25 protein-coding genes and 3 pseudogenes are annotated in these 24,222 nt (G+C 39.4%); 27 read left to right on the plus strand and 1 reads right to left on the minus strand.

Going from position 1 to position 24,222, the window contains the following annotated elements:
- Window positions 1-59: 59 nt before the first annotated feature.
- From FFL34_RS11350 to FFL34_RS11435, 18 genes and pseudogenes are all read left to right on the plus strand, one after another.
- Window positions 60-614, plus strand: a complete 555-nt coding sequence (locus FFL34_RS11350; protein WP_138603529.1) for a hypothetical protein — start codon at window positions 60-62, stop codon at window positions 612-614.
- On the plus strand, window positions 611-1,390 hold the full coding sequence (gene istB / locus FFL34_RS11355) for an IS21-like element helper ATPase IstB (RefSeq protein ID WP_138603530.1): 780 nt from the start codon (window positions 611-613) through the stop codon (window positions 1,388-1,390). The genes FFL34_RS11350 and istB overlap by 4 nt, the downstream gene beginning before the upstream one ends.
- Before the next feature lie 65 nt (window positions 1,391-1,455).
- A complete protein-coding gene (locus FFL34_RS11360; RefSeq protein WP_138603531.1) occupies window positions 1,456-1,767 on the plus strand; it encodes a hypothetical protein in 312 nt (103 codons plus the stop codon).
- 496 nt (window positions 1,768-2,263) lie between these two features.
- Window positions 2,264-3,487, plus strand: coding sequence for an ISL3 family transposase (locus FFL34_RS11365; protein ID WP_138603532.1), 1,224 nt, complete (start codon window positions 2,264-2,266; stop codon window positions 3,485-3,487).
- 517 nt (window positions 3,488-4,004) lie between these two features.
- Window positions 4,005-4,789 (plus strand): annotated as a pseudogene (locus FFL34_RS11370) (glycerophosphodiester phosphodiesterase).
- Window positions 4,790-4,804: 15 nt separating this feature from the next.
- Window positions 4,805-5,530, plus strand: a complete 726-nt coding sequence (locus FFL34_RS11375; RefSeq protein ID WP_138603533.1) for a GntR family transcriptional regulator — start codon at window positions 4,805-4,807, stop codon at window positions 5,528-5,530.
- A gap of 210 nt (window positions 5,531-5,740) precedes the next feature.
- Window positions 5,741-6,163, plus strand: coding sequence for a phosphonate C-P lyase system protein PhnG (phnG, locus tag FFL34_RS11380; protein WP_138603534.1), 423 nt, complete (start codon window positions 5,741-5,743; stop codon window positions 6,161-6,163).
- 33 nt (window positions 6,164-6,196) lie between these two features.
- Window positions 6,197-6,793 (plus strand): phosphonate C-P lyase system protein PhnH, encoded by a 597-nt coding sequence (phnH, locus tag FFL34_RS11385; RefSeq protein WP_138603535.1) that lies wholly within the window; start codon window positions 6,197-6,199, stop codon window positions 6,791-6,793.
- The gene (locus tag FFL34_RS11390) at window positions 6,793-7,911 is read left to right on the plus strand and encodes a carbon-phosphorus lyase complex subunit PhnI (protein ID WP_138603536.1); all 1,119 of its coding nucleotides are present in this window, start codon (window positions 6,793-6,795) and stop codon (window positions 7,909-7,911) included. The genes phnH and FFL34_RS11390 overlap by 1 nt, the downstream gene beginning before the upstream one ends.
- Window positions 7,901-8,764 (plus strand): alpha-D-ribose 1-methylphosphonate 5-phosphate C-P-lyase PhnJ, encoded by an 864-nt coding sequence (locus FFL34_RS11395; protein ID WP_138603537.1) that lies wholly within the window; start codon window positions 7,901-7,903, stop codon window positions 8,762-8,764. The genes FFL34_RS11390 and FFL34_RS11395 overlap by 11 nt, the downstream gene beginning before the upstream one ends.
- A complete protein-coding gene (locus tag FFL34_RS11400; protein WP_138603538.1) occupies window positions 8,757-9,596 on the plus strand; it encodes an ATP-binding cassette domain-containing protein in 840 nt (279 codons plus the stop codon). Before FFL34_RS11395 ends, FFL34_RS11400 begins: the two co-directional genes overlap by 8 nt.
- A gap of 14 nt (window positions 9,597-9,610) precedes the next feature.
- Window positions 9,611-10,792 carry a phosphonate metabolism protein PhnM gene (gene phnM / locus FFL34_RS11405; protein ID WP_138603539.1) on the plus strand — a complete coding sequence of 394 codons (1,182 nt, stop codon included), beginning with the start codon at window positions 9,611-9,613 and terminating at the stop codon, window positions 10,790-10,792.
- An 18-nt stretch (window positions 10,793-10,810) separates the two neighbouring features.
- Window positions 10,811-11,536 carry a phosphonate C-P lyase system protein PhnL gene (gene phnL / locus FFL34_RS11410; RefSeq protein ID WP_138603540.1) on the plus strand — a complete coding sequence of 242 codons (726 nt, stop codon included), beginning with the start codon at window positions 10,811-10,813 and terminating at the stop codon, window positions 11,534-11,536.
- Window positions 11,526-12,347: a PHP domain-containing protein gene (locus FFL34_RS11415; RefSeq protein ID WP_138603541.1), complete on the plus strand. Its 822-nt coding sequence runs from the start codon at window positions 11,526-11,528 to the stop codon at window positions 12,345-12,347. The genes phnL and FFL34_RS11415 overlap by 11 nt, the downstream gene beginning before the upstream one ends.
- Before the next feature lie 43 nt (window positions 12,348-12,390).
- Entirely contained in the window at window positions 12,391-13,428 is a 1,038-nt protein-coding gene (locus tag FFL34_RS11420; RefSeq protein WP_138603542.1) for a PhnD/SsuA/transferrin family substrate-binding protein, read from the plus strand.
- 103 nt (window positions 13,429-13,531) lie between these two features.
- Complete coding sequence (gene phnC / locus FFL34_RS11425; protein ID WP_138603543.1) at window positions 13,532-14,296, plus strand: phosphonate ABC transporter ATP-binding protein; 765 nt, start codon at window positions 13,532-13,534, stop codon at window positions 14,294-14,296.
- Between the two features lie 13 nt (window positions 14,297-14,309).
- Window positions 14,310-15,095, plus strand: a complete 786-nt coding sequence (locus tag FFL34_RS11430; protein WP_138603544.1) for a PhnE/PtxC family ABC transporter permease — start codon at window positions 14,310-14,312, stop codon at window positions 15,093-15,095.
- A complete protein-coding gene (locus FFL34_RS11435; protein WP_411712864.1) occupies window positions 15,092-15,934 on the plus strand; it encodes an ABC transporter permease subunit in 843 nt (280 codons plus the stop codon). The genes FFL34_RS11430 and FFL34_RS11435 overlap by 4 nt, the downstream gene beginning before the upstream one ends.
- Before the next feature lie 138 nt (window positions 15,935-16,072).
- Here the strand turns inward: FFL34_RS11435 and FFL34_RS18820 are convergent, their stop codons facing one another.
- The gene (locus tag FFL34_RS18820) at window positions 16,073-16,204 is read right to left on the minus strand and encodes a hypothetical protein (protein WP_267900367.1); all 132 of its coding nucleotides are present in this window, start codon (window positions 16,202-16,204) and stop codon (window positions 16,073-16,075) included.
- 203 nt (window positions 16,205-16,407) lie between these two features.
- Between FFL34_RS18820 and FFL34_RS11440 the strand changes: the two are divergent.
- The 9 genes and pseudogenes from FFL34_RS11440 to FFL34_RS11485 form a co-directional block, all read left to right on the plus strand.
- Window positions 16,408-16,902, plus strand: a pseudogene (locus tag FFL34_RS11440) (COG4315 family predicted lipoprotein); the annotation flags it as partial.
- A 33-nt stretch (window positions 16,903-16,935) separates the two neighbouring features.
- A pseudogene (locus tag FFL34_RS19045) lies at window positions 16,936-17,280 on the plus strand (COG4315 family predicted lipoprotein); the annotation flags it as partial.
- Window positions 17,281-17,406: 126 nt separating this feature from the next.
- On the plus strand, window positions 17,407-17,961 hold the full coding sequence (locus FFL34_RS11450) for an RNA polymerase sigma factor (protein ID WP_138603546.1): 555 nt from the start codon (window positions 17,407-17,409) through the stop codon (window positions 17,959-17,961).
- Window positions 17,962-18,693: an anti-sigma factor gene (locus tag FFL34_RS11455; protein WP_138604731.1), complete on the plus strand. Its 732-nt coding sequence runs from the start codon at window positions 17,962-17,964 to the stop codon at window positions 18,691-18,693.
- Between the two features lie 158 nt (window positions 18,694-18,851).
- Entirely contained in the window at window positions 18,852-19,910 is a 1,059-nt protein-coding gene (locus tag FFL34_RS11460) for a YVTN family beta-propeller repeat protein (protein ID WP_138603547.1), read from the plus strand.
- 991 nt (window positions 19,911-20,901) lie between these two features.
- The gene (locus tag FFL34_RS11470; RefSeq protein ID WP_138603548.1) at window positions 20,902-21,321 is read left to right on the plus strand and encodes a hypothetical protein; all 420 of its coding nucleotides are present in this window, start codon (window positions 20,902-20,904) and stop codon (window positions 21,319-21,321) included.
- Window positions 21,322-21,449: 128 nt separating this feature from the next.
- Window positions 21,450-21,833, plus strand: coding sequence for a hypothetical protein (locus FFL34_RS11475; protein ID WP_138603549.1), 384 nt, complete (start codon window positions 21,450-21,452; stop codon window positions 21,831-21,833).
- A gap of 452 nt (window positions 21,834-22,285) precedes the next feature.
- Window positions 22,286-23,074 (plus strand): HAD family hydrolase, encoded by a 789-nt coding sequence (locus tag FFL34_RS11480; RefSeq protein ID WP_138603550.1) that lies wholly within the window; start codon window positions 22,286-22,288, stop codon window positions 23,072-23,074.
- A gap of 580 nt (window positions 23,075-23,654) precedes the next feature.
- The gene (locus FFL34_RS11485; protein ID WP_138603551.1) at window positions 23,655-23,855 is read left to right on the plus strand and encodes a hypothetical protein; all 201 of its coding nucleotides are present in this window, start codon (window positions 23,655-23,657) and stop codon (window positions 23,853-23,855) included.
- The last annotated feature ends 367 nt before the right edge of the window (window positions 23,856-24,222 follow it).

Consider the following 24,222-nt stretch of genomic DNA (forward strand, 5'->3'; position numbering starts at 1 on the left):
GCCTCAGGTGGCCCCGAGAATTATTTTACACATATCCTCATAAGGGGAACCGTTATTCCGTGCCTATTGGAACGTATAAGCATGGCGAGACGAACAAAGTACGAATTTCACGAATAGATGATGAAATGCTCCGCATTATTAATGCGAATGGCGAAGTTATAGCCGAGCATAAAATCGACCATCAAAAAGGAAAACTTATTCAGGATACGAGTCATCGCAGAGATCGAAGCAAAGGTATTGACGCATATATCCAAACAGTAGCTACTTACTTTGGAAATGTTGCACAGGCAACGGCCTATTTGGAGGAAATTCGCAGCCTCTACCCTCGCTATACTCGTGATCATCTACAGGTGATTGCGGATGTAGCCAAAAGTTCCGAGGGCAAGCACCTGAATCAGGCGCTAGATATGTGTATAAACGAAAAATTATATGCAGGCCATGACTTTCGAGACGTATGGACGTATATGCATCGCGAATATGAAAAAACGAAGCCAACGGATACGACAGAAAAAGAGCCGTCCTCTAATGTCAGCAGTGATTATGATCAGTATCAACCAACGACAAGAAATGTGGATGAATATATTGGCATATTGGAAGGGGGTCTGTATCCATGACATCTACAAGTTACCTTGAACAACAATTACGCTCATTGCGAATGGCGGAAACTGCAGGCAGACTTCCGGAGCTCATTACAGAGGCTGAGCGCCGGGACGTGTCTTATCAAGAATTTCTCGCAAGTATATTGAATTACGAACAAAAGCGACGGGAGGAAAAACAAATCGAGCGATTCATGAAATGGGCAGCATTTCCTTATCACAAAACGCTGGAAGAATTTGATGTTCGAGAACAAGCGTCATTAAGCCAAAAACAATTGAATCAACTAAAAGAATTGACCTGGATGGAGCAACTATACAACATTATTTTTTTGGGGCCGCCCGGCTCTGGTAAAACGCATCTTTCCATCGCGCTGGGGATGGAAGCCATTAATCGTGGATATCAGGTTTCCTTTCTCCCGATGGGAGAATTGATACACATCCTCAAAACAACGGAGATCATCCGTAAATCACAAATGAGGAAAAAGCGTATTCTCAAATCGGATCTCGTCATCATCGATGACTTGATGTATATGGCTATGAACCAAAATGAAGCTAATCTGTTTTTCCAATTAATCAATGAATTATATGACCAGTCGGCACTCATCTTCACATCAAATAAAGGGCCAAATGATTGGGGGGATTTACTGGGAGACCCAAGTATAACAACGGCAATATTGGATCGCATTTTACACAGAGCAGAGGTGGTTCATTTAGATGGGGATAGTTATCGTATGAAGCACAGAAAATCTATTTTTGGTGATGAGGAGAATGCAGACGTTTATATGGTAACTTAAAAGCCACCATCGCAATATGAAATTTGTACAGAGATTTATAGGATCAAAATAAAGGAGTTGAATCGATGAGTAGGTTTACAGTGAGAGAAGCAACGAAATTCTTTCGTTCATCCGGTGCCGATTGTAATGAAACATTGGTTCAAGAATGGATGAATGATACAAAAACAATGAATATAAGCTATGGAGTTACCAAAAGTGATTTTATTAGCTTTGATATGTGGAACAGTGCAAGAGGAACTGCTTACGAAAACGGAATTAGTGACAAGGAAAGAATTGCAAGATTATTAGTGGAGATAAATGATCTCAAAACAGAAATATTAACGTTAACAAAAGAAAAAGAAGGTCTAGAAGACCAACTCGGGATTATGTCTTCTTAATAAATCACATATTTACTTATATGAAAGATAGTAAAATAAAGCGGAATTACGAAATCGCTCACCTTTTCATTTGCGAATACAGAGATGGTAATTACGCAAAAAGTGTCCAAAATTAATTAGCAAAAAGTGTTCAATTTTAGTTGACAGCCACACGACCTCATCAACTGCTAAACTAAAATGGACAGTTTTTGCTCGATAGAACTGAACACTTTCTGCCACAAAATAATCCCAGCTTCCGTTGTCGGAGCACATATTTTTTAAGTTTTATGCGACATTGAAAATTTTGGAGTGTTTTGTTAGTAAACGAATTTCCTTGATTTACATTAGTATTGCTTCGAAATGTAATATTAAAGTATATTAGAAATAGAAGTTAAAAAGCCTGCTATTTAAAAACGAGGTGTGTCCATATGAGTCATGAATGCCTCTTCGCTGATTAAAATGAAATAACTTGGCAATACTGGAAACTACCGAAACAAAAATGTAAGGTGGTTTTCATATGCTGATAGAAATTAAAGACTTAGAAAACGTGTTCCATATACCTGAGCCATGGTACATTGACAACTGTATATTTGATGAAAACAAGGAACAATTGGATGTTTATGTAAAAGTAAATAAAAGTGCTCCAATGATTTGTTCCAACTGTGATGCCGAACGTCAACGATTCTTTGATATCGCTGATTATGATCAACGGTGGAGGCATTTAAATTTTTTGGAATATCCTTGTTACATTCATGCCGAGCATCCCCGGACAGATTGTAAGAAGTGTGGAAAAAAGCACCGTGTTGATATTCCATGGGCTATTAAAACACGCGCTGGCTTTACCAAGTTGTTCGATGCATGGATCATGATGCTGGTCAAGGACATGCCTATGAGTGCTGTCAGCCGTTTAGTAAAGGAACATGATACGCGACTTTGGCGGATACTCCATCACTATGTCGATAACGCACTGGCTACTCAGGATTTATCACATGTTACCAAGATTAATACAGACGAAACTTCCTCAAAACGTGGTCATAATTATATCACCATTTTTGTGGACTCAGAAAAACGAAACGTCATCCATGTAACGAAAGGAAAGGATGCCAGTACATGGGAAAAATGCAAAGAACGTTTAGAAGCTCAAGGCGGTAACCCAGATAACGTAACAGAAGTCTGTATGGACATGTCTCCCGCCTTTATTAAAGGGGCTTCTGAGTACTTTCCGGATGCTGCCATTACGTTTGATAAATTCCATGTGATTCAAGAAGCCAACAAAGCTGTAGATGCCGTACGTCGCACGGAACGCAAGACGTGTGCGGAACTCAAAAACACCCGCTATGTCTGGCTCAAGAATGAAAAGAACCTGACAAAGAAACAAAAGGGCATGCTCGACAAATTGAAAGACAGTGAACTGGACACCGCCAAAGCGTACCGAATGCGCCTTGTTCTGCAAGAGATCTACCAATACCCTGCTCAGATCGCTCCTATGGTACTTGAGGACTGGATTCAGTGGGGGTTACGTTGTCGCCTGGAACCAATGGTAGAACTGGCCAAAACATTGCGCAGACATTACGACGGTGTTGTGCAGTGGTTCCAATCCCAGCTGAATAATGGCATTATGGAGGGTATTAACAGCTTATTCCAAGCAGCCAAACGGAAAGCCAGAGGGTATCGCTCGGATAAAAATATCGTTGCCATAGTTTACCTGCTTGCTGGTAAACTGGACTTCACACCTAAATAAAAAGAACAGGCATCAGTATGGAGCCATGTATCGCTCGCAACCGAACCCGTTCCCTTGTCCGGTATTAGCGTATCCGTTTTTTGCACGCATTATACGGGCATCAGGTGGTGATTGTGGAGCGAAGCAATTGAACTCGTTCCCTTGTCCGGTTTTCATAGGTTTTCTGGAAACTATTAGATTGAAATTTGCCTTATTTCATTGTTCTTAGCGAAGAGCCAACTTTTTTTAGTCTGAGTGCATTTAAGACAACAGTGACCGAACTTAAGGCAATGCAGCGGAGCCCCCACTGATTGAAGTTTTAGTTTATCCCCTACCTAAATGTCACCATCAACCCTGCTACGGGACAAATAGAGGAACTAACGTATGTCCCTCTCTTATCTTACATAATCTTTATATTCAGTTAATACGAGGTCAATAATCTTCCTTTATACTATTAGGTAAATACATAGTAAAGGAGAGTGCTAGATTTATGAAGGTTAGTTTTTCTATCTTTTTCATGGCAGTAACGTTCCTATTTATGATTACGGTGCCTGCATATGCAGCGAGTAATGAGTCGCATTCAGAAGTAGCTAATGTTGCCCATCGGGGGCTTCGGGTCATGCTCCTGAAAATACAATGGCTGCATTTGACAAAGGATTTGAAATGAAGGCAGATTATATTGAAATTGATGTGCAAATGACACAAGACGGAGAATTAGTTGTAATCCATGATACTACTGTAGATCGCACAACAAATGGAACGGGTGCTGTTGGGGATTTCACGCTGGAAGAAATTAAACAGCTGGATGCAGGCAGCTGGTTTGACGAGCGTTTTGCCGGACAAGAGGTCCCGACGTTTGAAGAGGTTATTGATGCTTACCGAGGCAAGATCGGGATATTAATTGAACTTAAGTCACCAGGATTATATCCAGGTATTGAACAAAAGGTTGCAGATGCGTTAATCGAACGTAATATGCATCGCCCGAGTAACAATAAAATTATTATCCAATCCTTTAATCATGAGTCTGTCCAGATTTCTAAAGCGTTATTACCTGCTATTCCACACGGTGTACTTGCTGGAATGTCGTGGGAAAATGTGTCAGATGAGCAGCTTGCACATTTTGCAAGCTACGCAGATTACTTCAACCCAAATAGGAACATTGTCACACCTGAACTGGTTGATCGTGTCCATGCAGTAGAAATGGAGATGTATCCTTACACAACAAGAACCCAAGAACAGGCTGATAACTTATTAGATCTTGGTGTCGATGGTATTATTACTGATTTCCCTGAGTATGTTTATAAGCACCCGGTTAAAAATTAAAGGGACAGTGGGGAGATGATTGTTATTTCTTCAACTAAAGAATTTCGCATTGTTGATGATTTGATGCAGCAGATTGTTTCAAAAACATTGAAACCTGGAGCTAAATTGCCCTCTGAGTATACACTTGCAGAAAAGTACGAGGTGCCTCGAGCAACCGTAAGAAATGCGCTAAATAAGCTGGAGCAGCGAGGTTATATTTATTCCGAACAGGGGAAAGGTCGCTTTTTAAAAGAAGAATCTATTCAAATAGAGTTGCATCTAACGGGAAAAACGAGTTTCACAGAAAAAATGAAGCAATCCGAGTATCATTTGACAACAGAAGCTATTACCTGTGAGAAAATCAGTTATGATGACAAAATATATTGCCTTCTGCATGCTGACCGAAACGAGGAAGTATTTAAGGTTGCTAGATTACGCTATATCGAAGGTAAACCTATTGCAATCCACCAGTCATTTGTCAGCAGTTCGAATTTCCCTGCTATCGCTAAGGATGGTCCAAACATTAGGTCGATGTTTACGTATTACCGGGAGCATGGTTATCAGGAATTTGACAGCAATAAAAGTATACTGAGCATTACGTTTCCGACTTTTTACGAACAGGAGCTATTAGCTTGCAATAGTTTGGTGCCGCTTATCGTTGTGGAAAGCGATTGTATTGATGTAGAATCAAACAAAGTTCTTGAACATACGAAAATATTGTATCGAAGTGATAAGTTTAAGTATGATATTACGAATATTTAAAGCCATAGCTGGATTCTTAAGTTGTTCAGTTTTGGGTGACAAAAACGAAAATGTATAGGATTAAAAGGAGCATTGAATTGTAAAGCAATTTAATGCTCTTTTTTTATTGTCCCAATTGTAAATAAATTTTACAAAGATTTACAGTATCTTTTCACACAACAGCTTGGCGCCAAGTTATGATGAATTTGTAAAGGAGGTTGGAACACATTTATGAAAAGAAAACGAAGAACAACAATTCTTATTCAAGCTGATCCAAATTTGGCTCGCCGTTTGGCAGCAACCATTACCACAAAATATGAATGTCGGGAAATTGTTGCACCGAGGTACGGATTAACAATGATGAAGATGCGTGAGACGGCAAAGAATTCATTATTTTATATCGGAGAAGTTCTTGTAACTGAAACGAAAGTAGAAATTAATCAGAGCATTGGTATAGGACTTGTAACGGGTATGCAGGATGAATTGTCTAAAGACTTGGCCATTATTGATGCAGCTTATAAAGCTAAACTTCCGGAAACAAACGATTGGGAAGATCAATTAATTGCTGCTGAAGAACAAATAGAAAAAGAAAAAGCACAAAAGCAGGCGGAGATTTTTGAAACTAAGGTTAATTTCGAAACGATGGATGTCTAGTTCATCAAAAATTACATGATCGGGAGAGATAGTATGGCGATGGTTCAAACACACGATTTGCAACAAGTATATCGAAAGCTGCTGCACAGTATGTCCAGACCAGGAACCATTTCAGTTATGGAAGAGAATGTTCACCAACCAGAAAATGGACTTCCTTGTAATCATGCCAGTTTTTTAACGATGATGACGCTGTTGGATGGCGAAGTGACCTTTCACATTCTCTCGGAAAATCAAACAAATTTACATAACAAAATACCCGAATATACGTTAGCAAAACCCGCTCCTATCGATGAAGCTGACTATATTATTGCATTACGAGGCGTTTCAGAAAACGAGGTTATCCAAGCGATGAAACAATGTAAAATCGGAAATTTAATTGACCCTCAACATTCTGCAACGTGGATTATCGAATGTGAGACCTTATCCAATGATGGAGAATTGGTTTTAGCTGGTCCTGGTATCAAAGAAAAAGAGCAGCTTCATACAAGTATTACTAAAAATATGTGGAAAGCTCGAAATGAACGGACGAAAGAATATCCGTTAGGGGTGGATGTCATTTTTACAGATGAAATGGCCCGAATTGCCTGTGTTCCCAGAACAACATCCTTATCTTTTTCGGAGGTGAGATAATGGGGTATGTTGCGGTAAAAGGTGGCACCATGGCCATCGAAGCATCGATTAAACGATTAACCTATGACCGCTTAAAGGGGGAAGAAATAATTGAAATTCAAACCATACTTTCCACAATGCGGGCACTGGTCGATCAGGTAATGTCAGAAAGCAGTTTATACTCTCCATTTTTAGCAGCATTGGCTATTAAACAAGCAGAAGGAAGTATGGAAGAGGCGGTTTTTTTGATGCGGGCACATCGTTCAACACTGCCTAGACTTTATTACAGTGATACTGTTCAGCCGGAATCAATGCTTGTTGAACGTCGGATATCTGCTAGTTTTAAAGATATTCCAGGAGGGCAATTATTAGGTTCTACAAATGATTATACACATCGATTGCTAGATTTTAGCCTGGTAAACGAAAGCCCAATGCAAAACAAACAGTGGCTGCAGGATTACCTTAAATCGTTAGAAAACAACGTGGAAACCTCCGATTCGGTAACGTATTTTCCTAAAATCGTTGATTATTTACGAAAAGAAGGTTTATTTGAAGAATACGAAATAGACCACACACCACCTGATGATATTACCAAGGGAAGTCTGCAATTTCCTGCTTCCAGAAGTGCAAGATTGCAAGTGTTAACGCGGGGACAAACAGGAGCGGTAACAGCTTTAGGTTATGCCGCACTAAGAGGATATGGTCAGGTTCACCCTACTGTTGGGGAAGTACGAGTGGGGGAATTGCCAATCTACGTTGAACACCCAAACGAAGTAGAACAGGATGATGAAGATCAATTCTATATCGGGGATTTCAAGATGACGGAAGTGGAGTCATTTATTCCGATAACAAAAAAGGATGAAAATAATGAAAAGGAACTGGAGTTTGAAATCGGATATGGCGTTTGTTACGGACAAAATGAAACGAAAGCTATTGCAATGAGTATTTTAGATCAATGCCTGGAGCACCCGGAATGGGAGTTTCCGACGCATGATGAAGAATTCGTTTTATTACACATTGATGCTGTTGAATCTACGGGCTTCATCTCCCATTTGAAGCTGCCGCATTACGTTACATTCCAATCGAAATTAGATAGTATACGCCAAATAAAGAAAGGAGCGCAAAAGGATGAAAACTAATACACACTTTGCATTTTTGGATGAAGGTTCCAAAAAAGAAATCCGTCGAACAATGTTAAAGGCTGTGGCAATTCCGGGGTATCAGGTTCCTTTTGCATCCAGAGAAATGCCGATCGCTCGCGGATGGGGCACAGGTGGCCTGCAAATAACATTGTCCATCCTTGGCAAACAAGATGTGTTAAAAGTTATCGACCAGGGAGCAGATGAATCTGTAAATGCCGTCAGTATCAAGAAATTAGTGCAGGAAACGACAGGTGTGGAGGTAACGGACCAGACACAGGAAGCTTCGGTTATCCAATCAAGACACCGTATTCCGGAAGTTGCCTTAACAAAAGAACAGATTCTCGTCTTACAAGTACCAGAACCTGAACCGCTCCGGAATGTGGAAGCGAGTGAATATGTAACAAAGCGGCTTCATTCAGAGGACGAATATAGCGGCGCCTGGCTTATGTTGTTCGAACAAATTATGAAGTATAACAAAACGGCCACTGATGCTGATCATCCTGTATACGTAAATGATAGGTATGTCATGGCTCCAAGCCCAATTCCAAGATTTGATAATCCAAAAATGCATCAGTCAGAGTCCTTAATACTGCTTGGTGCGGGAAGGGAGAAGAAAATATATGCCGTCCCACCTTATACGGATGTGAAATCACTTGCCTTTGACGATTATCCATTTACCGTTGAATCGTTTGAAGGTGAGCACTGTCACTTGTGTGGTGCTACCGATGTTTTTATGGATGAGTTAATCGATTCGACAGGCAAAAGCCTCTATCAATGCAATGATACAAGCTACTGTATGGCGCGTTTGAATGAAAAGGAGAAGCTGGAGGTGGAAAGCAGTTATGCATGATGAGCCGATATTACGTATTGACCATTTAAATAAAACATTTGGTGAAGGGTGTGTCCATTGTCAGCGAGCCGAAACGCGTGAGCTCAAGAAAAATCACTGTCCGTATTGCAGTACAACGTATGCCTGTCAGGATGTATCACTTGAACTGTATTCTGGAGAGATCCTTGGAATTGTCGGGGAAAGCGGCAGTGGAAAATCAACGATGATGCAATGTTTATATTTTGATATGGATGTAACGTCAGGCGAGGTGTATATAAAGGATACAGAGTTGGAAGGAGAGAATCTTTTCGAATTATCCTCCCAGAAGAAACGTTATGTTCGTAACTATAAATACGGAATGGTCTATCAAAATCCGATTCACGGGTTGAAAATGAACTTTTCGTCTGTCGGTAATATCGCCGAAAAATTAATAGCAGCAGGCAATCGTAATGTTTCGGAAATGGAAGCGATCAGTAAACGTTTGTTGGAAAGTGTGCATATCCCGCTATTTCGGATGAAACAAGAGCCGCGAAATTTTTCAGGGGGTATGCAGCAGCGCGTGCAAATTGCGAAGGCTTTATCCAATAATCCTCCCGTTCTCTTCTTGGATGAAGTAACGACAGGTCTTGACTTATCTGTTCAAGCGAATGTGCTGGATTTAATTAAAAAGATTCAGCGGGAATTGGGTATTAGTATGATTGTTGTCTCGCATGATTTGGCAGTGATTCGGATGCTCGCTGATCGTACAGTCGTCATGCTTAATGGAAGCATTATTGAAGAGGGGCTGACCGATCAGATTCTCGAAGATCCCCAGCATGCATATACGCAACAATTAGTTTATTCACTACTATAGGAGGCATGGACACGGTGTACATTATTCATAACGGAGAGATTGTAGCAGAAGAAGCAATTATAAGTGGTTATGCGGTTATCGTTGATGGGGAAATTATTCAGAAAATCATTCCTGAAGCGGAAATAAATAATTACCCTGACGCAACGCTTATTGATGCCCGGGGAGGTTATATTGCACCAGGATTTATTGACATTCATTCTGATTATATCGAAACAATTGCATCGCCAAGACCGACATCGCTAATGGATTTCAATATGAGTTTGCGGGAAGCAGAAAAAATATTAATCAGTCATGGAATAACAACGATGTTTCATTCCCTTTCGTTTTATAAAGAAGATGCATTCTCACACAGCCCGATCCGTCAACCGGAAAATGTGCAGAAAATGGTGGATGCCATAAATGCAACACACAATGAACTGCATCTGATCAGGCACCGTCTGCATGCACGTTTTGAAATTGAAAACATTGGGCAAGTTGATCGTTTAGTTCAAAACATTGAAGATGATAAAGTCCATTTATTATCCTTTATGGATCATACACCAGGGCAAGGGCAATATCGAAACCTGGAAGTATACGGGGAAACATTAAAAGGCTACCACGACTTGACCGATGCTGATGTGCAAACGATTATTCTGGAGCGGCAAAATACGGAAATCATGACCATTGACAAAATGAAAGAAGTTGCTGACATTGCGATCGATAAAGGCATTGCGGTTGCTTCGCATGATGATGATGAAATCCAAAAACTTGAATTAGTTAAAGACATCGGAATAACGATTAGTGAATTTCCGATTACCATGGATGTGGCTAAAAAGGCTAAAGAAATGGGGTTATTTACGATTGCCGGGGCTCCAAATGTCTTACTTGGTGGTTCACACTCGGGAAATTTAGCTGCCGCTAGAGCTGTAAAGCATCAATGTGCCGATATTCTTTGCAGTGATTATTATCCGTCAGCTTTACTCCATGCGATATTTGATTTAAGTGATCACCATGGCAATGATTTGCACGACATGTTTATGAAGGTAACCCTTAATCCGGCTAAAGCTGTACGAATAGATGATGAAATTGGCTCGATTAAAACAGGAAAAAAAGCTGACTTAATTATTATTGAAAGAATGGAAGACGGTTATCCCATGCTGACAAAAACAATGGTCAACGGCTCCTTAATAACGAGTACAAATTATCGCACAAAATAAAGAGGAGGAGTGCTAGATATGCCTATGCTGGATATCAAGGATTTTGGCAAACGATTTACGATTCACCACTTAGATAAAACGATGCAAGCTGTCGAAAAAATTAACTTTTCCATCGAACAAGGTGAATTTATCGGAATCATTGGAAAAAGCGGCAGTGGTAAATCAACTGTTTTAAAAAGTATATACCGTACCTATTTACCTGATACTGGGAATCTGTACTATCATTCCGAACGTTTTGGATATATCGATTTAGCAACAGCTACCGAACGTGAAGTATTGTATTTGCGTAAATATGAAATTGGTTATGTATCCCAATTTTTAAATGTAATGCCAAGAAGAACGGCTAGGGAACTTGTACAACATGCTTTGCTGGAAATGGGCGTATTAGAGGAAGTCGCACGTCTTGAAGCAGAAAAAGCATTACATCATTTTGAACTTGACCGAAAACTGTGGGACACCTATCCAAATACCTTTTCTGGTGGAGAAAAACTGCGATTAAATATTGCAATGGCTACGGTGAAAAAACCGAGGTTATTATTGCTCGATGAACCAACAGCAAGCCTGGATCAACAATCAAAAGAAAAAGTGCGTGACATCATCAAAAAGTTAAAAGCAAATGGAACGACATTAGTTGGTATTTTTCATGATATCGCATTTATGGATGGTCTGTGTGACAAAGTTTTTGATATCAAGCAAAAACAGTTACATGTCAAACAGATAGTTGGTGCTGCACATGAAAGCTGATTTGCATGTTCACAGCCATTTCTCGGATGGTTCTGATTCGGTGAAAACAGTCATGAAAAAGGCGAGCGAGAATGGGGTAACCCAAATAAGTTTTGTTGATCATGATACCGTCAGCGGGATGCCTGAAATGACAAGACTTGGAAATACATTCGGTATAACCGTTATCCCGGGTATCGAGATATCAGCGTTTGATTTTAAACGAAATCGGAAAGTACATGTACTTGGCTATGATTATCGCCCTAAAGCAACAAACATAAAGAGCATATGCAACAAGATCCTTTACAGGCGGCAGGCCCATTCGTTGGATCAAATTGAAAAACTGAAAGCTGTCGGGTATGAGTTGGATATTGATGCGATTGTTGAAGCGGCAAAACCAAGTACCACCATCTATAAGCAACATATTATGAAACAATTAACGGATGCGCCCTACACATCGCCAGCGTATAAACAGCTTTATCAGCAATTGTTTAAAGGAAATGGGGTTGCCGCTGGAGATATCACCTATATTGATGCATTTGAAGCAGTGCAGGCAATCACAGCTGACGGGGGGATTCCGGTTGTCGCACATCCTGGTCAACTGGACTCCTATGCCATCATCCCCGAGCTTGTCGAAGCAGGATTGGTAGGGATCGAACGAAACCATCCAGACCATGGGCCGGACGATTATAAGCGGGTGGAAGACTTGGCAAACGCATATAATCTGATCATGACTGGCGGTACGGATTATCATGGCACATTTGGGGAAGCAATTGAAGTGGGGGATATTACCAGTCCTTCTAGCTGTGGAAAAACTAAAAGTTCACTTATATAGCGTAAAAATTGTTTAATAAATTAATTCAAAGGGAGTGTTCGCAATGAAAAAGCAATTGTATTTAGTTGTCGCTCTTATTATAGCACTATTAGGCTTAGCTGCTTGTTCGGAAGGAAGCACAGAAGGAGCATCAAACGCGGATGATGTTATTGATGTCGTTTGGTATCCGAATGAATCTGCATCAGATTTGAAAACTTCTCGTAAGGCAATTGGTAAAATGATTGAGGAAGAAACAGGTAAGAAAGTTGAGCATCATTTAACGACGGACTATGCCATAGCGATTGAGACAATAACAAATGGAAATGCAGACATCGCCTATATGGGTGCCCAGGGTTATATTGAAGCTAAAAATAAAAATGATGCCATCCAGCCGCTAGCTGTATCTACTGGACCATCTGGTACGCTGGAAGATGCTGTGTATCATAGCTGGTTAGCAGTAAATACAGATGACCAGGAAAAATACAAGAAAGACGGTGCGTATGCCCTCGATACAATTGAAGATAAAAAATTCTCGTTTGTATCCAATAGTTCAACATCAGGATTTAAAGTACCTTCTGCCAGAATTATTGGTCACTTTAGCGAAAAAGAAAAATATGCGGACTTGACCGAGGAAGACTTAATGCAAGGCGGATCCCTGTTTTCGCAAGTATTATTTGGAAATTCCCACCAAGGCTCAGCGGTTAACTTATTAACAGGAAATGCTGATGTTGCAGCCTTTTGTGATGTATGTGTAGAAAACTATGTTGAAGTTGCAGAAGGAAAAGAAAATACAGTAGGAGCTGTTTACAAAGTAAGCGACGATGCGGCCGAACCTTTTAATAAAGTTACTGGAAGCACGTTTACCTTAATGGACGTTACACCGGTATTAAACGCTCCAATCGCAGCTAATATGGATGCCTTAGGACAAGCAGATTTTGACACATTACAAGAGCTGTTCACATCTGACAAAATGGCAAACAATGAAAAGATTTTTGTTCCAGAGGATTCCGGAAAATCAGGTTTATTCTTTAAGACTGACAAAGAAAGATTTGCAGAAGTAGACGACTCATGGTTTGATCCGATTCGCGAGCTTTCGAATTAATAGCTTATGCTTTAGAGAAGTTTAGACAAAGAATGCAGTGTATGCATGGTTGATAAAATGCATACGCTCCATTCTTACAAATCCTACAAAAAGGAGAATGTTTATGACATTGTTAGCACTTGAAGGGTTGGCAAAAACATATGACTCGGAAACAAACGTATTGGAAGATATAAACTTTGAAGTAGAAGCGGGAGAATTTGTTTCGATTATTGGACCATCTGGTGCAGGAAAATCAACGCTTTTGCGCTGTATCAATCGAATGGTTGACATAAACGAGGGAACCGTACGCTTTGAAAACACCAATGTCGGCTCACTGAAGAAAAAAGAATTACGCAAACTGCGTATAAACATTGGTATGATTTTTCAGCATTATAATCTCGTGCCTCGACTGCCGGTTATTGAAAATGTCCTCCATGGGCGTTTTGGCTATAAAACGACGATGCAAGGAATCCTTGCCCGATTTACCGAAGATGAAAAAGAGCGGGCCTTCTTTCTATTAGAAAAGCTGGGCATTGCAGAACATGCGTATAAACGCTGTGATCAATTGAGTGGTGGTCAGCAGCAGCGGGTAGGAATTGCGCGTGCACTTATTCAAGATCCAAAACTCGTACTTTGTGATGAACCAATAGCTTCACTGGATCCGAACGCTTCAAAAGTAATTATGGACCATCTTAAAGCCATTACTTCTGAGTTGAATATTACGTGTTTAGTAAATTTGCATCAGGTAGAAGTTGCACAAAAATATTCGGATAGAATTATTGGGTTGAATAAAGGAAAAATCGTCTTTGATGGGCCAAACCACTTGCTTACAGAGGATCGTATAAATCATATATATGGTACGGAATCAAGAAAGTTAATCACGGTTTAAGGAGCTATCTATCGTGAATGAAAAATTAATGCATAGACGTAAATGGAATATAACAGTTTTTCTCTTTATTATCATTGTCGTTACCTATTTATCGGCAGCTATCACGAACTTTGACTTTATTCACGGAATCACTGCTTTTCCAGAGGCTATAGGTTGGATTTTTTCCAACTTAGTCATAACGCATGGAACAATTGAAAAGCTGCCGACCATCTTAGAAAAATTAAATGAGACGATTTTTATGTCGATCGCAGCTACGACAACAGCAGCTGTTGTTTCCTTGTTTTTAGGAATTATGGGATCAAGAGCAACGAAGATTAATAGCTTTTTAAGTGTGTTAGCCCGCTTCGTTGCCTCTACTTCAAGAAATATTCCAGTGGTTGCCTGGGCGTTAATACTCCTGCTTTCGTTCGGGCAAAATTCTATCACAGGCTATTTGGCATTATTCGTGGGAACGGTCGGATTTTTAACAAGGGCATTTATTGAATCCATTGATGAAGCAAGCCAAAGTGCTGTAGAAGCATTAACGGCAACAGGAGCTACCTATGCTCATATTGTTAATAAAGCTGTTATTCCGCAGAGTTTGCCGCAAATGATTAGCTGGATTCTATTTATGATTGAAACGAATATTAGAAGTGCTACATTAGTGGGGATATTAACAGGGACAGGAATCGGCTACATCTTTGATTTATATTACAAAACGATGAATTATAATGCAGTGGCACTTGTAACCTTCAGTGTTGTTATTTCCGTTATTATCATTGAGCTGATTTCAAACTATATACGGAAGGTGATCCTATAGTGCAGGGCTTATCTACAACAAGTCATATAAAAAGAACAAAACGCGGGCGGATTGCGATCAAATCTGGTAGTAAAGCGGAACGTGTAATCCAATGGACCATTTTGCTATTTATTGTTTCAACCGTTATGGCGTTTATGTTCTTTGATTATACCGGACTCGATATCATAAGCGCCATAACAGAAACGGCTTATAATATAAAGGTTATGTTCTTGGAACCATCCTTAAGTCATTTTACATGGGCGGAAGCATTTTATCAGGTTGGCGTTACCCTTGGATTAGCTGTTTTATCTACTGTTCTTGGTGCTGTTATTGCTTTTTTCTTAGCGTTACTGGCTGCAACGAATTTGTCGAAGGAATGGGTGTCAAAATCAGTACGAATAACAGTTGCTTTTATACGTGCGGTTCCAACCGTTTTATGGGTGTTAATCTTTGCAATTGCAGCTGGTTTAGGAAGTGAGGCTGCAGTACTTGGGATGCTGTTTCATTCGGTTGCTTATTTAGTTAAAGCATTTTCAGAAGCTATCGAAGAAATTGATGCAGGCGTTTTAGAATCATTGCGGGCTACTGGCTCCAGCTGGTGGCATATTGTTATCCATGCCGTCCTGCCATCAACGTTTACATATTTATTATCATGGACGTTTCTGCGATTCGAAATCAACTTTTCTGTAGCCGTAGCAATGGGAGCAGCAGCTGGAGCAGGCGGAATCGGATTTGAACTGTTTATGGCATCCGGGTTCTATTTTGATCTCCGAGAAGTAGGCTTTATCACGTATGCTATTTTAATTATAGCAATCATGTTGGAAGTATTATCGACGCGATTAAAAAACCGCTACTTGTAAGTTATGAACATTAGCGTATTGACTATTGTCTGGCAATGCTCAAATGATGAAATACCTTTAAACTCATGTCATATAAACGAAAAGGCGATTGTTATGGAATTTCCCCATAACAGTCGCCTAATAATCTGAAATCTATCTCTATTTCCCCAGCATACGGCCAATATAAGTGATAATTTCCTCCGGTTTACCAGACACTTTTTCATCACGGTCGGCGTCTTTTGCCAGTTGTACAGGCTCACCGTTTTGTTGCAGAATTAGTTCGGTATCCAAAAATGAACATGTTGGCTTTTGGGAGCAGCGTGGTTATGAGAAGGATGCTTGGGTTAGGACCTGATGCGTAAAATAGTCGGGTCAAATAGGGTGATAGCTCTAATGCATGATGACAGCATCTATATAAAAAATTTTATTTTTGAGCAAACCGTTCCATGATTTAGTCCGTTACCTTAGATGAAAACAATTTGGGAGGGACTAAAATGAAAAAATGGATATTTTGCTTAACTATTTTAGCAACTATCTTGTTATTGGCTGCTTGTGGTAATGGATCTAATGAAGAATCTCAAGATGAGCAGGCAAACAATGACACACCAGAAACTGAGGAAACAAGTGATGGAGCAGATGATGAAGCGAAAAGCCTGCAATTATTAGAAGATGACGATGCGGGAAAATACTTAGCAGACTCTAAAGGGATGACACTCTATTATTTTACAAAAGATGAGGAAGGAAAGAGTAATTGCAGCGGGAAATGTCTAGAAAATTGGCCTGCATTCACTGCGCAAGACTTCGAAGTGCCAGAAGGATTTAATAAAGATGATTTTGATACGATAAACCGTGAGGATACCGGGGAAGAGCAAGTAACGTATAAGGGCTACCCGCTGTATTATTTTGTTAAAGATAAGGCAAAAGGCGATGTGAACGGACAAGGTGTAAAAGATGTCTGGTATACCGTAAACAGTGAAACAACATTTGATAAGGCTTCAGATGAAAAAGCGGGCGGTGAATCGGCATCATTACAACTATTAGAAAATGACAAGGTAGGTAAATATCTGGCTGACTCAGAAGGCATGACATTGTATTACTTTACGAAAGATGAAGAAGGAAAAAGTAATTGCAGCGATAAATGCCTGGAGAATTGGCCAGCATTTACGGCACAGGATTTCGAAGTGCCAGAAGGATTTAACAAAGACAACTTTGGTACGATAACGCGTGAGGATACTGGAGAAGAACAAGTAACGTATAAGGGTTATCCGCTCTATTATTTTGTGAAAGATAAGGCAAAAGGCGATGTAAACGGACAAGGTGTGAAAGATGTCTGGTATATTGTCAATACAGAAACAACATTTGAGTAATACAATGACGGCATCCAAAGGAACGATCACCGATGTGATAGTTCCTTTTCTTCTCTTTAGCTAGTATAATGAAAAAATAATGTAAACATTGACAACAATGCGAACGGAGAGGAGAGCCTGATCGTTGTGAAAGATAAAACGGATGCTGAACTAATCGGATTAATAAATCAAAACCATCGTCCCGCATTAGAAGAGATTTATGGACGGTATATAAAGCTGATTTATAGTTTTGTTTATAAATTCAGTAATGGAAACGAGGAAGCAGCCAAAGAAATGGTTCAACTGACCTTTCTAAGACTGTGGACGACTAAAAGCAGTTATGATCCCTCTAAAGGAAAGTTTGTTAATTGGCTACTGACAATTGTCCGAAGTGTGTGTATTGATTATATCAGGAAAGAAAAAAAGCATGCCCATCCAAATCATCAGTATGATACAGATCGAACGCTGGGTGTGGCTGATCCTCAAGACCAAATTGAAGAAACACTGCAAAAAACGGAAATTGCCAAAGCGAAAAACAGGTTATCGGCTGCACAGCAGAGATTAATAGATTTGTTATACTGGCAGGGATATTCACTTACGGAAATAGCGGAAATGGAAAATACGCCGGTGGGAACCATCAAAAGCAGGCTTCATCAGTCGCTAAAACAATTAAAGAAACACTTGGAACTGGAGGGGTCATAAATGGAAAGGGAATGCGAACACTTACTTTCTTATATGGCAGGTACACTCGATGATATAGATAAAGCGAAATTTGAAAGACACTTGGAGCAGTGCGAGGTATGCAGAAAGGAATATGAAGATCTGACGGATTCATGGGAGGCATTGCAGTTCGATTTTGAGGAGCAGGAAGTACCGGAGTCGCTAAAGGCAGAAGTGTTTGATTTTGTGTTTAGGGATGAGCAAAAAGAAGGGAATCCCTCGGTAAAAGATAGAATAAAAGCATGGGGAATTCTGTTGAAAAAACAATTTACTCCTTTATCAGCAGGACTGGTTGCTATTTTGTTTGCTATTACAGCTGCACTAACATATACCAATGTTCAATCAGCAGCCAATCAGCCAAGTACAATAAAGCAGCCAGCTGAAATAATTGCTTCCTTAAATTTAACATCAGCTAATGAAGCAATGCGTGATGCAGGTGGTTATGCGTATGTTGTGAAAGATAATCAGGTGAAAAAACTGGTGGTCCATGTTAATGGAATGCCAAAGTTAAAGGGTTCAAAAATATATCAGGTGTGGATGCTAAAGGGTGGAAAACGAACAAATGCAGGCATGTTTAATACGAATGATTCCGGATCAGGGGTATTAACCTATACCTTATCCGATGACGAAGATGACTTTGAAAACATTGGTATCACAATGGAACCTAGTCAAAATAACACCCAGCCTCAAGGGGAAAAAGTGATAGGTTCGTAATAGGAGAAAATCGGAATATTGGATGGAACTAAGAACTTAGGGCTTATAGCAAAGTATAAATATTTTCGGTGTCAGTATAAAAATTTCCTAAAACAAGCAAACTTTTTTCTGCCTTTATCCGTTTACTAGGGTAAATAAGCATTTTAGGAGGTTTTTTTATGCGAAGTAAATTTATCTTGTTATTTACAGTCATACTCATTACATTGATAGCCTTGGTTGGCTGTACTGAAAACAGTGAAACAGGATCAGAAAATCCTAGTGGTGACACAAAAAATAGAGAGTCGTCCAAATCAGGTCATGATAGCACTGGAACCAAGGTTTATGTCAATAACCGTGATGCAGGTGACATTCAAGTTATTGACTCCAGCACAAACGAAGTATTGGATACCATTAATGTTGGTGAAAACCCCACCTATAATGAAATTGGGCCAAACGGAAAATATGTCTATGTCGTCAACAGTAAATCTGAAGATGTATCAATTATTGACGCCAAAACAAATAAAGTTGTTAAAACGATTCCTGTTGGCAAAACACCAAAAGGAGTCAATTTCATGCCTGATGGAAAATGGGTGTTTGTTGTCAATGAAGGCGAGGGGACTGTCACAGCAATTGAAACCAAATCCATGGAGAAGAAGGCGACTATAAGAGTTGGGGAAAATCCACATAATGGTGTAGCTGGTCGGGACAGTAGCAAGTTTTATGTAACGAATACAGGTTCCAATTCCGTATCAGTTATTGATGTTGCATCCAAAAAAGTGATCAATACAATTAAAGGTATAAAGGGTGCGCCGCACAATATAAACATCACCCCTGACGGTAATACATTGCTCGTTACTCTAACAAAAAATGGTGAGCTTGGGGTCATCGATTTAAATGAAGGTGAAATGACGTCAACGATTACTGTAGGTACGGGGCATCATGTGGTAGATATCACTGCAGATGGTAAATATGCGTATGTCGGAAATATTGGCTCAGATTTTGTCTCTGTTGTTGATATTTCCAAACAAAAAGAAATCAAACAAATTATTGTTGGAATGGGACCACACGGTGTTACCGTTTCAAAAGACGGAAAAACAGTTTATGTAGCTGTTACTAGCAAGGATCAGGTCGCTGTTATTAACCGTGAGAAAAATGAAGTTGTAAAACGGATTGATGTCGATACATTACCATTCTTTGTAAGTACACTGGAAAACCTCTCTTTAAAATACTTAGAGTAATTTTTAAAGCGAATTTGGTTTCAACTTTCACTTCTAAGTTGACTCTCAAACAATATATATTGTGAGAACTTTTCCCTAAAATGAACCATTTTGTAAAAGCACAGGTTTTATTATCTAAAAGAAGCGGGTTTTAATCACCCGCTTCTCATTGTAAACTCCAAAATAATATACTCAGGATTATCTTTTTTAATTAAAAAGTTGTGTGGTTTCATGACACATGCCCCGCAGTGCCACCCTAATTATCTTACGTATCTGTAAGATCACTTAAATGTTAATCAGCTCGAAAGTCCGATTCCAATCTACCTTGATACTTGTTTTTACCGACCACAAGCTCTCTGAAAATCAGTGGGCAATTGTACTTTATCTTTCTCATCGCTAGCAATATTGCGTTTTCACTATTATATAAATCCTTCAGTCCAAATGCAAGAAGATACCCTTGTTCGGATTGTTGAATGGTGGGATGAGTGCCCGAACGGAGTGACAAAGCCAACAAAAAGTCGCTCATTTACGTAATGAGCGACTAAAAAGCAAATCAATCCTTTAAACGTAATACGTCCATTGATGAACACCAACCGCACGAGAATGACTCGCAAGAATGCTTCTAATTATCTTTTTAGACGGCACCACCCGGCACCAATCATGGATGGTATTCGAATAAGAAATGGGTTGCTCTTACCATTATCAGTTTCAGCGCTTGCGCTATCGCAATATGTTTTCAAATTTTTTATAACTTTTACTTGGTAAAAATTGAAGACTTTGCTACTCTGGCAGATACAATGCGCGGTGTAGCTGTTGCTTCAACGGTACTTGTCATTGTTACCATTTTATTAAATGCACTTACGTTGTTTTTTATCGGGATAGGGGCGCATTGTAAAACAATCGGGTGCGGTGATTGAATAAGGAATCGCGCTAATATCGCGCATAAGGGACATTTTGTGGAGTGAAATTTGAATGTTTTTAATGCTATGATGACATTAAGGAGGTAAGGAATATGATGTTTCCATTAGGTATATTACCGATATTGGCTATTTTATTTTTGTTCCTGTCATTCTGGCTCACCATTCAAGTTATAAGACAAAGCAAAAGTAATAGTCACTGGATAAGTCTGATTCTAAACGGTATGTTTTTAATAATCTTACTTGGTATATTTGTTTACGGTATTTCTGTTAATGACTTTACATTTTTTGCACCTTGGATATATTGGATTCTTATTGCTGCAGGAATTCTTGTGGGTATTGTCTCGTTTATTAAAAAAGATGTTCCAGGGCAAATTATGTCTTCGGGACTTTTATTATTTATGGCGTTCATAACGTTATTTTCAATAGGGATAATTTTGATTGTCCTGTCGATAATCCAAACCATTATTGCCATAGCAAACTGGAAACGACATGGATTGAGAATCGCAATGTAATTGTAAATTGACTATTCAAGAATTGGGCGCCATTCCGGAATAAGACTTTGCGTACGTTCTGTACATAAGGGCCAGATTGTTCAAGAATAACTTTATAAACTTCGATTTAATACGTAGGGGGGTAATGTATGAAACAGGTCGGAATTATTTTGGGTATAGTAGTAGTGGCTGTAGCAGTGTTTATATTTGTGAATAAATCATATTATCCTTCTATACCGATAGAAAATCTATCAGCAAAAGAAGTAATTGAAAAACTGAAAGAGTCCGACAATAAGGTAGTAGAAATTGCAGTAGAAGATGATACGATTTGGTATTTCACAAGAAGTGAAAATGAAGGTATTTCGATAGCCGATGAAAAAATTAAACAAATGATTAGTTCAAATGGATGGGAATTTAAAGAGAAAGATGGTGCTGGTCTGTTTTTTAAAAAAGACGGAGAAAGATTACTGGCTACTACTCAAATGTGGACTGAAAAATACGTTCTCATTAAGATTCAAAGCAAATTTAAATAATTTTAGAGTTTTATTAAGCTAACGGCGCAAGAGTTGAATAAAGCTTTTGGTTGAACCAGATTATTGAGCAAGTGGGAAGAAGGGGCATGTGATGTCTAGCGCAAAGGCGAAAACCTTTACGATAGGAAATACAGAAATGCACTATGTTGTTTTTGGAAAAGGAGAAGTACCATTTTGATCATACCGGGGCTGTGAGACGGAGTACAGGAAATCCTCAAAGGCTTTAGCTTTCAGTTATCGATAATATGCTAAAAATACAGGGTATATTTTTGCAGTCGGAAGAACCACCTGCCAAAGGTTTAGCACCACAATCCGTACTACAAGCATCGACGGTTTATATCATTATCATATTACACTCCTCCCTCAATTCTTCATCAAATCATTACACACCGTTAATGCAGACTTTACATTTAGGTGATATGGTTGATGTGTAATAGGGAGGGAGGAAAAAAATGAATATACGTGCATTGTTCATTGATATGGATGGAACATTGCTGACGTCATCAAATGAAATTTCACAACGCAATGCGGAAACGATTAACAGATTGACAAATCAGGGCGTTAAAGTTTTTCTGGCGACAGGGCGTCAATATGAGATCACAGCACCTTACCATAGTCTGCTTGGCTTGAAAGCACCGATGATCTGCCTGAATGGTGCCTCCATTCATGATGGAATCACGGGAAGAGTTGTCCAGATGAATCCGGTTGTGCTGGATGAGGCGCATTTTCATCGTGTAACGAATGAAATCCCGTGCAATATCATTGTGCATACGACCGACGGTCTCTATTGCAACAAGACGTGCAAGGCGGTTGATGAGTGGACCAGGGAAGGTAAGGTTCCGCCAAGGTATATCGGCGACTTACGGCATGTAGATTACCGGAACGTGCTGAAATATAGTGTCAGGACAGGCTGCCATGGTTCGCATATGTCACATTTGTTTAGTGATGTAGCGGATGTCATTGACTGGAAAGACGGGTTTGAGATAGTTGCCCCCGGTGTTTCCAAATGGGCTGCCATTCAAGTGCTTATTAGAGCATTTGGTATTAATCCGGAAGAAACAGCAGCCATCGGTGACGGCCCGAATGATATCCAAATGCTGCGTTATGCCGGAATCAGCGCCGCAATGGCAAATGCTGACCAAGAAGTGAAAGCGGCCGCAGATGTTACAACCGGTCATCATGAACAAGATGGTCTAACTGAATTCATTGAAAATTACCTCATTCAGTCATTTGCCATCTGAGGTGTGACTAAACCAAAAACGATAAACGTGAACAAATCCTTTAGCAGATAATGAGCATTCCCATTATAGGTGATCCTCTTTGTACAACCTCCAATCATGCCCTCAGACCGAACCACATCGATCTAATTTAACTTTTAGATCCGTACATCCGAAAGTTTTTCAGATCCTTTTCATGAGAACATTCTCACCATATCCAGTTTTTAGTTAAATCCCTTGACATAAAACATAGGGAAACTAGATGTCATCCAACGATGACATAAGTGGTGTTGAGTAAAAATGCACTTTTGGAATAAGATTCATGCTACATTTGCTTTAATATGATAGGCCATTTTGTCGAGCTCCTTAATCGTAAAGTCGCGGGTTAATTTGGCAGATTGTTTACTAAGTAGAAAAAGCCCGAATCAGAGCACATTACGATAGCGCTAATAGCTGAGAAAGGAACTATACAAGAGCGGCGCAGAAATGGAATATAATTGTACTTGCATCGGGTCATTTTATGGAATTAATTATGTTAAAATCGAATTAAATTAAAAAGTGAAAATAATAGCTAGCATTTTTAAGGGGGAAACAAGGTAATACAATGCAATACATATCCGATGCCCTATTGATTCAAGCTTATTGGGAGGCTGAAGTTCTAGATGAAGGGGATGCATCAAAAGGGGAATCGACTCTCGTTCGTTGGAAACAGGCGAAATTAAACTATTATCCTATAAATAAAGCGGTTGCAAGATTGGAGGGAAAGAAATTGTGGGAAAAGAGGCTTGTTGTAATAGATGAGTAATGGGCGCTATTATCCAGTAGGATATAAATGGGGTGTAATTAATTGAGTTAAACAAAATACTTAAAATGAATGTGAGACCTTTTGTTATACATACTGTTCTGGCTATGACAGGAACTTTTATTATTGGTGCAAGCTGGAATAGCACTATGCTAAATGAAATCGTTTTTATGGCATTTGTACTAATGTTATCACTCTATTTTTTTGCAGGTTTTTTATTGAATAATTATGGTTCTTTGCTTAAAAACTTATTATCGGTATTATCGGTATTGATTTTGGGTTTTATTTTCTTTCTGTTAAGTTTTATAGAATTGGAACACAGTTCTATAATCAATATATTGGTAATAGTTTACAACTTTCCATTCTTATA

It is taken from the genome of Lentibacillus cibarius (genome assembly GCF_005887555.1).
Taxonomy (GTDB): Bacteria; Bacillota; Bacilli; order Bacillales; family Amphibacillaceae; genus Lentibacillus; species Lentibacillus cibarius.